The 13,950-nt window shown below is 68.4% G+C and carries 5 protein-coding genes; 1 reads left to right on the forward strand and 4 read right to left on the reverse strand.

Annotated features, from left to right (window positions below):
- Positions 1–8 precede the first annotated feature (8 nt).
- From ACQPYA_RS19360 to ACQPYA_RS19375, 4 genes are read right to left on the reverse strand one after another with little or no spacing between them, the layout of a single operon-like run.
- Positions 9–4,202, reverse strand: coding sequence for a type I polyketide synthase (locus tag ACQPYA_RS19360; protein WP_433528506.1), 4,194 nt, complete (start codon positions 4,200–4,202; stop codon positions 9–11).
- On the reverse strand, positions 4,199–7,501 hold the full coding sequence (locus ACQPYA_RS19365) for a non-ribosomal peptide synthetase (protein ID WP_433528507.1): 3,303 nt from the start codon (positions 7,499–7,501) through the stop codon (positions 4,199–4,201). Before ACQPYA_RS19365 ends, ACQPYA_RS19360 begins: the two co-directional genes overlap by 4 nt.
- A 47-nt stretch (positions 7,502–7,548) precedes the next feature.
- Complete coding sequence (locus tag ACQPYA_RS19370; RefSeq protein WP_433528508.1) at positions 7,549–10,719, reverse strand: non-ribosomal peptide synthetase; 3,171 nt, start codon at positions 10,717–10,719, stop codon at positions 7,549–7,551.
- On the reverse strand, positions 10,716–12,482 hold the full coding sequence (locus ACQPYA_RS19375) for a carbamoyltransferase family protein (RefSeq protein WP_433528509.1): 1,767 nt from the start codon (positions 12,480–12,482) through the stop codon (positions 10,716–10,718). Before ACQPYA_RS19375 ends, ACQPYA_RS19370 begins: the two co-directional genes overlap by 4 nt.
- A gap of 329 nt (positions 12,483–12,811) precedes the next feature.
- Here ACQPYA_RS19375 and ACQPYA_RS19380 point away from each other — a divergent pair, with 329 nt between their 5' ends.
- Positions 12,812–13,864, forward strand: coding sequence for a serine hydrolase domain-containing protein (locus ACQPYA_RS19380; protein WP_433528510.1), 1,053 nt, complete (start codon positions 12,812–12,814; stop codon positions 13,862–13,864).
- Positions 13,865–13,950: the final 86 nt, after the last annotated feature.

The raw sequence follows: 13,950 nt of genomic DNA on the forward strand, positions 1-13,950 counted from the left end.
CGTCCACCTCACCTCCCGCCGGCTGTCCGAGCGGTGAGCGGTTGCTCGGCGCCGGCTGGGCCGGAAGCCGTGCGTACCTCGTTCCACCGAGCTATGCCGTCGAGCACATCCGCTGCCGGCAGGCCGAAGTCGACCAGCCCCGCCACCTCGTCGACGTCCATCCGACCGAACCTCAACAGCTTCTCCCGTACGACCTCCGGGGTCCCCAGCAACGATCGGTTGGTGAGAAAGCTCCGGTAGGAGCGCCGGACGATCGCCTCACGGTCGTGCTCTGACGCCCGTTCGAGATCGCTGTCCGCCTGATCGGTCGCCCGCGCGAGGCTGCTGAGCAACTGCGTGTGACTACGCAGGTAGCCGGAGAACGCCTCCCGGCAGGTCTCCTCGACGTTCTCCCCCGCCTGACCGACGTAGGCGTGCACCATGAGCGTGACCCGCCCGGCTGCCGGGTCATGTCCACTCTCCGCCCTGGCCGCACGGTAGATGGCGATCTTCTTTTGCAGTTGCTCAGGCGTCAGCACGAGAAGTGCGGTCAGCAGGTTGGCACCAAGCTGACCGGCCAGCCGGAAGGAGGCGTCGCTTTCACCGGCGGTTATCCAGAGCGGAAGCTCAGGCTGGACTCGGCTCGGGTATGCCACCACCGAGACCCGGGCGCCTCCGCCTGCTGGCACGTCCTCCATGCTCTCGCCACGCCACAGACGCCGGACCAGATCGACGTCTCTGGCGAAATGCTGACGGCGGTCCTCGAAGCGCTCAGGAGCCAGGACGAAGTCGAGCGGATGGAAGCCCGGAGCGAAGGAGATACCGGTACGGCCGCCGGACATCACGTCGACGATGCTCCAGTCCTCGACCAGGCGCAGCGGATGGTGCAGTGGCAACACGACGCTACCGGCCCGGATGTGGATTCGCTCGGTGCTGGCCGCCAGGGCGGCTCCGAGGACCGCTGGATTGGGGTAGAGGGCACCGAACCGGTGAAAATGGCGCTCGGGTGTCCAGATCGCCTCGAACCCTAGTCGATCAGCCAGTCGCGCGGCATCCAACACCAACTGGTAGTCGGACGCGGCGTCCTGGCCCTCGGAGGCGGAGAAGAAGAAGACACTCGCCGTGGGCATGGCGTCCGGGCCGGGAGACGCTTGCGGCCGGTCCGTCGCCGGCCCGCCCGCCACGGTTGCCGGACCGACCAGCGCGTCGGCCACCGGCCTCGCGGCCCGGGGAATGCCTGCCGGCTTCCCACCGACCTGGGTCGTGCGACGCCCCGCGGACACGAAACGACTCAGTGCGCCAAAGGTGGGATTGTCGAAGAAGTCGTCGAGGTGCACCTCGACGCCAAGCCTTTCCCGGATCCGGCTACTCAGCCGCAACGCAGTCAGACTGTGTCCCCCCAACTCGAACAGATCTTCATCTGGCTCCGCACGTTCGACCCCGAGCACCTCGGTCCAGAGGTCCGCGAGGACACGCTCTGTCGGACCCTCCGTCGCGGGCTGCGCGAGGTCGGGCGGGCTGATGGCAGAGTTCTGCGGCCCCGTCGGCGGGTGGACGGAGTCGGCGTTCGAATGCGGCTCGGTCGGTGCGGTGATCCAGTGCCGGATCCTGACGAACGGATAGCCGGGAATCGGGACGCGTCGGGCACCCTCATCGTGGCTGCTCGCCCAGTCGCTGCCCACGCCGAGCTGCCAGAGTTCACCAACTGCCGTCAGTAACGCCCGATAGCCGTCAGGTGTCTGGTTGGCACGGACACCGGTGCTGAAAACCCGGTGCTGGTCGGGTTCGCTCAACTGGTCACGGAGAGCCCCACGCAGGACGCTCGACGGCCCCACCTCCAGCCAGGCGGGCGGGGCGACCGCATCGCGGACCGTTGCCACCGCGGCGGTGAAGTTGACTGAGCCGAACATCTGGTTCACCCAGTACTCCGGGTCGACCAATTCGTCCGTGAGCAGCCTGCCGATCATTGCCGAGCAGAAGGGCAGACGAGGGTGGGAAATCGGAAGTTCCCGCGCGAAGGACATGAACTCCGTGGCGGCCGCCTCCAGATCGGACGAGTCGAAGGCCCTGGTTCCCGGCAACCGACGGGTTGTCAACCCGGCTGCGGCGAGCCCGGCCTCGCAGTCGGCCACCCGATCCGGTCGGCCGGACACCACGGTCATCCGCGGTGAGTTCACCTCGGCGACCGCAACACCGTCGGGGAGAAGCTCCCCGACCTCGGCTACGGACGCGTGCACGGCGAGCGTCGCACCGACCGGCGCTCGGCTCATCAGCAGCCCGCGCCGGGCCACCGCCTCCAGCCCGGCCTCGAACGAGAACGCTCCCGCGACACATGCGGCTGCGTACTCGCCCACGCCGTGGCCCAGGACGGCCACCGGCGTGACGCCACGGCTCGCCAGGCTGCGCGCGAGCGCCACCTGGCTCAGGTAGAGCGCTGGTTGGGCCAGCCAGGTCTCCGCCAGAAAAGCCTGCTCCTCGGTACCCGATGCCTCGTACATGACCGGGCGGAGGTCCCGGCCGAGCAGCGGTAGGAGGTGTTCGGCACCATCGTCGACGGTCTGCCGGTATGCCGGGTCCGCAACGTAAAGTGGGTGCCCCATGCCCGGTTGGTGTGCGGCCTGGCCGGGGAAGACGAAGACCGGTCCGGTTGCCGTGGTCGTCGGTGACTCGACCATTCGGTGCACGGGATCGACGGGCGCCACCCGCCGCTCCTCGTCCACCAGCACCGCCGCACGCCAGGGATGAGTCTGCCGGCCGACGCGCTGGGTGAAAGCCACATCGGCGGGCGAAGTGCCGGACGGACCGGCGAGGTGTCGAGCGAGGTTCTCGACTGCGGTCTGGACTCCCTCCTCCGTCCTGGCCGAGACCATCACCAGGTGCGGTACCCGCGCGGGCGGCTCCTGGGGCGCGGGCGGTGCCTCCTCCAGGACGACATGGGCGTTCGTGCCGCCGATGCCGAAGGAACTCACGCCCGCCCGCCGTACGCCGTCGATCGGCTCCCAGTCCCTCGCCACAGCGTCGACGGAGAACCCGGAGTCGGCCAGTTCCAGTTGCTCGTTCGGCGTGCGGTAGTGGGCCACCGGCGGGATCGTGCGATTCCGTAACGCGAGCACGGTCGCGATCAGTCCGGCGATGCCCGATGCCGTGTCGAGGTGACCGACGGTGGACTTGAGTGCCGTCAACGCACATCGTCGGACGCCCGGCCGGTCACCGAAGGCACGGCGGAGTCCGGCGAGTTCGATCGGGTCGCCCAGGCGGGTGCCCGTACCGTGGGTTTCGACCACGCCGATCGTCCGCGGCGAAACGCCCGCCACCCTGAGCGCGCTCGAGATCGCCAGCGCCTGTCCGTTACTTCCCGGCGCCGTGTAGCCCGCCTTTCGAGCCCCATCGTTGTTCACCGCCGAGCCCAGGATCACGGCGTGGATCGTGTCCCGATCCAGCAGCGCGTCGCTGAGACGTTTGAGCACCACCACAGCCACTCCGTCGCCAGGCACGGTCCCCTCGGCCCCGGCGTCGAAGACGCGGCACCGGCCGTCCGAGGAGAGGATGCCGCCGGGCTCGAACAGGTATCCCCGGCGGCTGGGTGACGCCACCGAGGCGGCACCGGCCAGCGCCATGTCGGACTCGTACGTCAAGAGACTGGTGACGGCCGTGTGCACGGCGACCAGCGAGGTCGAGCAGGCCGTCTGGATGGCGAGGGCCGGTCCCTGCAGGTTCAGCTTGTAGGCGATCCTGGTGGCGGCAAAGTCCTTCTCGCTCGCGATCGCCAGCTGGAAGGCATCCGCAGCCCTCTCCGTTGCGGGTCGGCTCAGCAGATTGTCCAGCAGGTAAGTGTTCTGACCGGTGCCGACGAAAACGCCGATACGGTTGCCATCCGCCGCCACCGGTGGATAGCCGCTGTGCTCAAGCGCGGCGTACGCCGACTCCAACAGCAGCCGCTGTTGAGGATCCAGCAACGCGGACTCGGCGGGTGTGTAGCCGAACAGGTCACCGTCGAAACAGTCGTCGTACGGCAGGACGGCCCGTGCCGGGACGAACCGCGGGTGGTCAACGAGCTGAGCCGGGACGCCCCAGCCCGTCAGGCTGTCCCGGTTGAAGTACGAGACACCGGAGACACCGGCCACCACGTTGGCCCAGAACCGGTCCAGATCGTCGCCGGCGCCCGGGAAGCGTCCCGCCATGCCGACGATGGCGATCCGCTGCTCATCCGCCGGAAGGCTCATGCCTTCTCCTCGCTCGGACGGTTCCGGGCCGCCAGGGCGCGGATTCCCGCACGACGCTGCCGCTCGTCCGGCTCCGGCGATCCCGGCGGGGACAACGCTGGGGCGTCGCCGCGCAGATGCGCCGCCAGAGCGGCGATCGTGCCGAGCCGGAAAATATCCGGCAACGCGATCTCGAACCCGATCTGGGTCATCCGCGCCTGGAGGGTATGGAGGGAGAAACTGTGACCCCCCGCATCGAAAAAGTTCTCGTGTAGTCCGACGTCGTGTCGCCCGAGCACCTCTACCCAGAGAGCTCTGATCCGCTCCTCCAGCGACTCGCCGGGCGGGCCGGACATCGCCACGGACGAAACCACCTGCCGCTGCGCGATCAAAGCCGCCCGGTCCACCTTCCCGTGCGCGGTCAGCGGGATCCGATCGACCACGACGATCTGGTTCGGCACCATGTACGCCGGGACGATCGTCCTCACCTGGGCCAGGAGTCCGGATCGTTGCTGCTGGCGTATCGACCCGGTGACAAACGCCAGCAACTCTTCCCCGTCGGCGAGCACCGCGCAGGAGGCCACCGACGGATGTCGGAGGATCGCCCGCTCCACCTCGGCGCACTCGACCCGGTGCCCGCGGATCTGCACCTGGTGGTCCTCTCGACCGAGGTACACCAGCTCTCCGTCGGGGGTCCACCGGGCGAGATCTCCGGTGCGGTACATGCTGCCGGACCCGGTGGGCAGGTAGGGATCGGGAATGAAGCGCGACTCGCTCAGCTCCGATTGGTTGAGGTAACCGAGGGCCACCAACGGACCGCCGATGTAAAGCTCACCGGGCACGCCGATTCCCGCGAGCTGGCGATCGGCGTCGAGGACGTAACACCGTCCGGAGGGGATCGGACGTCCCACGGTGTTCTCGCGCAGATGTGGGATGCCGGCGGCGGTGGCGGCGATCTCGGTGACGCAGACGGTGCCTTCGGTGATGCCGTAACAGTTGACGAACTCCGCCTTGATTCCCTCGGCGTCACCGAGCAGGTCGCTCAACCGTGACCAGCTCAGGGCCTCACCGCCGAGGAAGACGTACCGGAGCGACGAGCCTGCCGACGCCGCTGCGGGGAGCACCTCCGGCAGGAGCCGGTACAACGCTCCAGGGGTCTGGTTGAGCACCGTGACCCCCTCGGTCTGGACCAGTGCCGCGAGCCGCGCGGGATCTCGTGTCTCCTCCGCGGTCGCGATCACCACCCGGGCGCCGAACGCCAGCGCGCCCCACAGCTCCCAGACGGAGTAGTCGAAGGAGAACGAGTGCACGCAGAGCCAGACGTCGGTGGCCGAGACCCGGAGACCGCAGGGGTCATCCTGGAAGAGACGGGCCAGGCCGTCGTGGGCGACCATGACCCCTTTGGGTACGCCCGTCGACCCCGAGGTGTAGATGACGTACGCGAGATCAGTGGGGCGCGGCGGCGCGGATCGGGGTGCCGCCGCAGTCGGCATACGCGCTGGCCGGGACGAGATATCGGTGATGTCGAGAGTCGTGGCGTCGGGCAGGAACCCGTGCACCCGGGACGCAGTCGCCGGTTCGACCAACACCAGTGACACGCCGGAACTACGCACGATCAGCTCGAGCCGGTGCGCGGGGTATGCCGGATCGAGCGGGACGTATGCCGCACCGACCTTCCACACCGCCAGAATCGCGGCCATGAAGGTCGGTGAGCGGTCCAGGCAGAGACCCACCAGACCCCCTGGTTCGAGACCTGCCTCCGTCAGCCGCGCCGCTAGCTGGTCGGCCTGGCGGTTGAGTTCGGCATAGGTCAGCCCTCGCCCCCGGTGGCGCACGGCCTCCGCGTCCGGCGTCGCCCGCGCATGCCCTTCGAACCGGCTCAGCAGCGAATCCTGGGGAGCGAGACGGCGCGGTGGCCCGGGATTGAAGTCGACCGTCAAGCGGATTGCTTCGGCCTGGTCCACCATCGTCGGCCGTGCGGCACCGGTCGCGACGGAGCCGAGATAGCTCTGCACGTGATCGAGGATCACTGCCGCCGACTCCTCGTCGAACAACTCGCTGCTGTATGTCAGCCGCAGTACGGGCGATGCCGCGGTGCGCTCGAGGCTGAGCAGCACGTCGAGATCGCCCCTCGGGTATGGCAGTTCGAGCAGCGTCGCTCGCGCCCCACCCAACTCCACGGGAGCCGCCACGTCTCGTGCCGCGAAGCCGGCCTGGAAGAGCGGGAAGTGGCTCTCCGGCCAGGGAGCTTCCAGCGCCTCCACAAGGTCTTCGATCGGCAGGCGCCGCTGCTGGGCGGTGCGCACGGCTGCGGACACGGAGTCCTTCAGCGCCGCGAACGTCTGCCCGGCCGGGACTTTGATCCGCACCGGGAGCAAGGATGAGAAGCGGCCGGTCGCCATGCCGGAGGAGCCGGTGCACGCCGCATCCACCAAGCCGATGACGAGTTCCTCCTGACATGCGTGCCGGGCCAGGACCGCCGCATACGCCGAGAGCACGAGCCGCTCGGCTTCGGCTTGGGAGGCGGCCTCGGTGAGCAGTTTCACCGCCGCCGGCGCGACCGGGCGAACCACCTCGGCGACCAGGCGACGACGGACGCCCGGTCTCGGCCGGTCCGCAGCCAGAGCGAGCTGTGGAGAGTCCGCCAGCTCCCGTCGCCAGAACGCCAGGTCTTCGGACCTCTCCCCGTCGGGCTTCGGCCGACCGTCCGCCATTTCGGCACCGGGCGTGCCGGGCGGCGCATCTTCACGCGGTCCCAGCATGCTGCGGTTCAACAACTCACGCAACAGGCCCTGCAAGAAACGGCTGTCACCGACCACCGGATGCGCGATGAGCGCCAGCGCGTGTTCGTCGCCCGGCCAGGAGACCAGGACGCAACGGACCAGCGTTCCGACCGCGGGCAGGAATCCACGACGGGCCGCCGTGTCGACGATGTCGCGAAAGGACCGTTCCCGGGCGGCCGGGTCGGTCCCGGTCCCGGTCCGGAAAACCACGTCGTGCCGTGGCTCCCCGACGACCTGGCGGAGGAGCCGGCCGTTCTGGAAGGAATAGATGCTGCGCAGGACCTCGTGCCGCTGTATCAGCTCGGAGTACGCGCCACGTACGAGATCGGGGTCGAGGGGTCCGCAGATCCACGCCACCACTGCCCTGCCCGGCTCCGCCTTGTCTGTGCCCCGTTCCGACCCGCGGCACCGACGCGCCTCGGCCGCAGACACCTCGACTGCTCGTGACACCATGTACGTCTCCCCTACTTCGATATCAGCCGGTGTGACGGTGGCTTGCCTGGCCGACGCGGGCGACCCGATCGCGGTGCTGGACACGTCCGAACCTCGGCGCTGCTCTGCCTTCGGCCGGGTCACCGCGCAGGTCACATCCTCAGCCGCTCGGCCAGCCCAGCCGGCGTCGGCGACTCATAGAGGCTCAAGATGAGCGCCTGGGTGTCCTGCACGGCCAGCGCGTGCTGGATCCTGCCGATGAGCTGGATCGCGAGGAGCGAATGGCCGCCGAGTTCGAAGAAGCCGTCGCCGGGTCGTACCTCGGGCAGGTGGAGAACCTCGGCGAACATCTCACACAGCACCTTCTCCATCGGCGACCGGTGGCCGCCACCCTGGGTGGCCTCGGCAGCACCTATCGGCGGCAGGGCGCTGCGATCTCGCTTTCCGTTAGCCGTGATCGGTATTGCGTCAATCGACGCGATCGCCGCCGGGACCATGTAGTGCGGCAGCGCCCGCAGAGTCCGGGCGCGGAGTTCCGCCATCGGGATGCTCGCCCTGCCTTCGGGCACCACGTATGCGACCAGACGCTGGTCACCCGGCCGGTCCTCGCGGACCACCACCATCGCCTCCGCGACCGCCGGATGCGCTGTCAACACCGCCTCCACGTCGCCGGGCTCGATCCGGAAGCCACGCAGCTTCAGCTGATCGTCGATCCGGCCGAGAAACTCCAACTCCCCGCCCGCGCGCCACCTGGCGAGGTCACCGGTCCGGTACATCAGCGCAGACCCCGGCGTGAACGGGTCGTCGACAAAACGTCGTGCCGTCTCGACCGGTCGGTTGACATACCCCTGGGCGACCTGCCGACCGGCAATGTAGACCTCACCCGGCACCCCCGCCGGCACCGGCAGCAGTTCCTGGTCCAACAGGTAGATCCGGCTGCCCGGTATCGGCCGGCCAAGGCTCGGGGCGAGCGATCCCGTCTCCGCGTCGAGCGGTCCGCGGCTGGTGACCGCCTCGGGCTCGACCCGGGCTGCGGTCACGTAGACGGTGGCCTCCGTCGGCCCGTACAGGTTCCACAGCTCAGCGCCCTCGGCAAGCAGGTCGGCGGCGAGGTCGGGGCCCAGTGTCTCGCCGCCGGAGAGCAGGCGAGTGCCGCTAGGCCAGGTGATCTCCTGCCCGCGCAGGAACCGCCACGTGGTCGGGGTTCCGCCGACCATCGTGGGATGCGGCTCATCGGCCAGGGCGGACCGCACGCCGGCCACATCCGCCGTCCCCCCGGGGACCAGCCGGACCTCTGCTCCGGCCGCCAGCGGCACCAGCAGTTCGAGTACCGAGATGTCGAAGGCGAAGGAGGTGAGTGCCAGCATGACATCTCCGGGGCTCACCTGGAGGACGTCCAGTGCGCCAGCGGTGAACGCGGTCAGATTCGCTCGCGTGACCACCACGCCCTTTGGACGTCCGGTCGAACCCGAGGTGTACATGATGTACGCGTTCGTCGGCGCGATCGCTGGCGGGCCGGCGGGCACGTTGACGACCGGCGCCATCGGCCTCCTGTTGCCCGGGTGGGGTGCCTCGCCGAGTTCGAGCCGCGGCAATGGCATGTCTGGCAGCGATGAACGGGTCGCCGCCTCCACGATCACGATGCGGCAGCCGGCGTCGCGCAGCATGAACTCGAGCCGGGACTGCGGATAGGCGGGGTCGAGCGGAACATAGGCCGCACCCGCCCTCAGCACCCCGAGAATTGCCGTGACGAGCCGGGGAGAGCGACCCAGACAGATGCCGACCACGTCATCCGCGCCGATTCCCAGACCGGTCAGGCGTTCGGCCACGTCGTCGGCGGCACGGTCGAGCGCCGCGTAGCTCACCGCCGCCCCTGCACATCGAAGGGCCACAGCGGTCGGCCGCCGGCGGACCTGCTCGGCGATCCGGGTCAACAATGTGGAATCGTCCGCCAGCGGCGGTCCCGAGGAAAGGTTTACCAGGACCTTGCGCCGCTCCCGCTGATCGAGCATCGGCAGTCGAGCGATCGGCCTCTGCGGGTCACGCAGGGCCGCGCGGAGGAAGGTGCCGAGATGTCCATGCAGCCGACGCATCGCTGGAGCGTCGAAGAGTCGATCGTTGTACTGCAATCGGAGCAGCAGATCGTCGCCGTGCTCGAAGAACGACGCGGTCAAGTCATAACGGGACGCCGGTAACTCCACGGGGAAACGACGCAGGCACACCCCGGTCATCGACGGAAGCCCCGTCGGAACGTTCTGGACCGCCAACATCACCTGGAACAACGGCGGGTGTTTGGCCTGCCGCTCCACACGCAGCGCTTGGACCACACGTTCGAACGGCACCTGTTGATGCCGCACCGCGGCAAGGCAGGCAAGCCGGGTACGACGGATCAGTTCGGCGAAGCTCGGGCCGCCGCTGAGGTCGCTTCGGATGGCCAGGGTGTTGAGGTAGAGCCCGATCTGCGCCTCGGTCTCAGGGCGTATCCGGCCAGCGACTGGCGTCCCGAGGACCAGATCGTCCTGCCGTGCGTACCGTCCTAGCACGCTGGCGAACGCGGCCTGCAACACCATGAATGGTGTCGCCCGGTTGGCCCGCGCGAATCGCGTGACCGCTCGGACGACATCCACCCCCAACTCGGCCCGGTGATAAGCGCCGCTGAAGGACTGGACCGCCGGTCGCGGGCGTTCGGCCGGTAGCTCCAGGAGAGCGGGCGCCCCTGCGAGATGCTGCCGCCAGAACTCCACTTCCCCGTCCAGCCGCCCGATCTCGTTCCGCTGCCAGATCGCGAAGTCGGCGTACTGGATGGGCAGCGCGTCCAGATTTGCCGGCTCGGCGTGGACCAGCGCGTTGTACATCGCCGCGAGGTCGCGGTAGAAGACATTCATCGACCAGCCGTCGGTGATGATGTGGTGCTTCATCACCAGGAAGACGTGTTCGAGTGGCGACCACCTGATCAGGAACACCCGCATGAGCGGGCCGGCGTCAAGCGGGAACGGCCGGCTCGCCTCCGAATCTGCGAGCGACTCCGTGAACTGCACGCGGTCAGCCGGGGCGAAGCCCGTGCCGTCAACGTGTCGCAGCGACACCCGCGGCTCGTCCTCGACGATCTGATACGGCACCCCGTCGCGGTGCAGGAACCGGGTGCGCAACGATTCGTGTCGCCCGACCACACCGACGAGAGCGGCGTCCAGCGCAGCTACGTCGAGCTGCCCCTCGATGGCGACAGCGGCAACGTTGACGTACGCCTTGTTGCCCGGCGTGACCTGCTCGAGAAACCACAGTCGTTCCTGCGCGAAGCTCAGCGGCGCGGCAAAGCCCGTCATGGCACATCCGCTGGCCGGGTGACCAGAAGCCGGCCCATGACCAGCGCGTCGAGTCCAGCATCGACAAACGTGGCGACGGCCTCGTCCGGCGTCCGGACGATCGGCTGGCCCTGCACGTTGAAGGAGGTATTCAGCAAGGCTGGCAGACCCGTCCGTCGGCCGAATTCGTGGATCAGGCGCCAGAATGCCGGATTCACCTCACGGGATACGGTCTGCACCCGGGCCGAGCCGTCGACGTGGGTAACTGCCGGCATCCGTCGGATGTGCTCCGGCCATACGTCGGCGACAAACAGCATGTCGGCGAAGCGGTGGGCCAGCGTCGGCGGAATGTCGAACCACTCACTCGCGTGCTCGGCCAGGACCGCCGGCGCGAAAGGCCGGAAGGATTCCCGCATCTTGACCAGCCCGTTGATCCGGTCCCGGAGTTCCGCTCGCCGAGGATCAGCGAGGATGCTGCGGTTACCCAGCGCGCGCGGGCCGAACTCCATCCGGCCCTGGAACCAGCCGATCACCGCGCCGGCCTCGAGCAGCTCGGCGACCGCCCGAGCCAGCTCCGCCTCATCGCCGAGCAACCGGACGTCCAGGCCATCGACCCTTGAGGCCGCACGACGGCAGTCGTCCAGTCCGAACTGGGGGCCCAACAGCGGGTGGAAGCCACCACCACGCGACCGGCCCGAGCATCCAGCGGCGTAGAGGGCCGCGCCGAGGGCAGCCCCGTCGTCGCCGGCTGCCGGTTGCACGTACACGTCGTCGAAGAGACCGCTGCGCAGCACCGCGCGGTTCGCGACGCAGTTCAGCCCCACCCCTCCGGCAATGGCGAGCTGGCGCAGCCCGGTGCGCTGCTGGACATGGGTCAACAGATGCAGTTGGCACCGTTCCAGCACGACTTGGAGGGCGGCCGCGATGTCCATGTGACGTTGTTCGATCGGCTCCGCTGGGAAACGGCGGGGACCGAGTTCCGCCTCCAACGCGCGCAACGCGCCCCGGTTGGTCTCCCGTTCGAGCACGGAAGTGTTCTCGAACAGCAGCGGTATCAGGTAACGGCCGTCGGAGTCGAGGTGTACCCAACGCCGAAGGAAAATATCCGCATACTTGCTCGGATCGCCATACGGCGCCAGTCCCATGACCTTGTACTCGCCGTCGTTGAACCGGAAGCCGAGATACATTGTGAAAAGTCCGTAGAGCAGGCCGAGCGAACTCGCGGCGGGTACCTCGACTAGCGGTTCATAGTCCTGCGGGGAAGCGACGAAAACGGTCGCCGACTGCCGTTCACCGAGCCCATCTGAGATCAAGACCAGCGCCCGATCGAATCCACTCGGCACATAGGCGCTTGCTGCGTGTGCAAGGTGGTGCGGCACTGGCAGGAATTTTCCCGACAGGTCAATCCCGAGCGCCTGCTCGGCCCGCCGGACCGTGATTTCGGGGTCGAGGACCTCGTCGTACATCTTGCGGTAGTACTCCGGCATGCTGCCGTAGAGTCGACGCTCAGGCAGGTACGAGAAGCTGTGCGCCACCACGTCCAGGTCCGCGGCGGCCGTCGCTCCCGCGTCGAGGCAGAAGCGCGCCGCCTCGGCCGGGAAGGCGGCGGAATGTTTTCGCCCATCGAATCGCTCCTCGGCGGCAGCGGCGACCACCCGCTTATCGACCACCAACGCCGCGGCAGCGTCTCCGCCCTGAAAAATCGCGTATTCTTCCGCCGTCAGTCCAGGCAGGTTCCGCCGCTTGTATCCCGGTGCTGCCGCAAGCCCGCTGATGCCGAGCACACGCGTTCTTTCCGCCCTGATTGTCACCGAAGCCCCCGCTCGAAACGCGACCTCGCTAGACGTCCGGGACACACTGATTTCGTACGATCACGGCGAGCCCGAAGCCACGCACCAAGCACAAAGATCCCCCGCAACACCGACGACAATTGCGTTACCGGTCAAGCCGCCGGAACGCAGCGCGTCGCAACATCTTATATTGTTTTTCATCTCTACACCAGACATGATCTGCGGCTACTCGGGGGTGCCACCAGCTTCGGCTACGCTTTCGCGGACCCCTGCCCGAGGCACCCAACCGGGCTGGGCGGGAACGAGGCGGAGAAGGAGCCCAGATGGACCTGGCAGCAGTACGACAGGCGGCAACTCGTCAGGCTGAACGGGTCACCCCGGGCATCGATGACTTGGCCGGCTACCGCGCGGCTCAGGTGGCCGACCAGCAGCACAACGAGGCGATCGGGCCCATGCTCGACGGAGCGGGGGCCAGTGGAGTCGTGGTGCACCGGGGCCGGACCATCGCCCAGTGGGGCGATCCTGACCGGCCCGAGATGTGCTTCAGTCTGACGAAGAGCCTGCTCGCGACCGTGGCCGGCCTCGCGGTCCGCCGCGGTCTGCTCGCCGATGTCGACGAACCGGTGAGCCAACGTGTCGACCACCCGGCGTTCACCAGCCAGCACGCCCGCCGCATCACCTGGCGGCACCTTCTTCAACAGACCAGCGGCTGGAACGGCGAACTCTGGGGCAAGCCCACCTGGGTGGACACCCAGAGCGGGCCGGACGGCCACGCCGACAGCGCGCCCGGAGCCGTCTGGGCATACAACGACGTCCGGGTCAATCTGCTCGCGCTGGCGCTGACCCTGCTGTGGCGACGAGGGCTCGGGGATGTGCTCCGCACGGAGCTTCTCGATCCGCTCGGAATCTCGTCCAGCTGGTCATGGCACGGATACACGAACTCCGACATCGTCATCGACGGACAGACCGTCCCGGTGGTGAGCGGCGGCGCCCACTGGGGCGGCGGGGTATGGGCGAGCGCACAGGACCTGGCCCTGCTCGGCGTCCTGTACCTGACCGAGAGCGCTACGCCCACCGACCAGACCCAGGGTGGTTCGGCCGGGGCCAAGCGTCTCTTCCTCGGCCCCGAATGGATCGAGGCGAGTTGGCGGCCATCCGACGCCAACCCGGACTACGGATACATGTGGTGGCTCAACGACGGAGGCCGCGTGTTCCCCGCAGCACCCACCACCGGGCGATGTGCCCGAGGAAACCTCGGCCGTCATCTGCTGTGGGTGGACCCGGCCCGAGAGCTGGTAATCGTCTCGCACTGGGGGAACGAACCGGAGATCCTACTGCGGGATGTGAGCGCTGCCGTGCCTCCGTCGGTCTGGTAGACCGCACGGCCCGGGTTTCTTCCCGATTGCTCTGTTCCGGCGCACCGGGCCTGGTCCGCCGCCCGGCCGCCCCGCCGCCCCTGTCC

The sequence above is a fragment of the Micromonospora sp. CA-263727 genome (assembly GCF_050942455.1).
Taxonomy (GTDB): domain Bacteria; phylum Actinomycetota; class Actinomycetes; order Mycobacteriales; family Micromonosporaceae; genus Micromonospora.

Excerpts from the sequence above, each read along its gene's own strand:
- ACQPYA_RS19380 (WP_433528510.1), top strand. The coding sequence starts at position 12,812 with ATGGACCTGGCAGCAGTACGACAGGCGGCAACTCGTCAGGCTGAACGG.
- ACQPYA_RS19360 (WP_433528506.1), bottom strand. The coding sequence starts at position 4,202 with ATGAGCCTTCCGGCGGATGAGCAGCGGATCGCCATCGTCGGCATGGCG.
- ACQPYA_RS19370 (WP_433528508.1), bottom strand. The coding sequence starts at position 10,719 with ATGACGGGCTTTGCCGCGCCGCTGAGCTTCGCGCAGGAACGACTGTGG.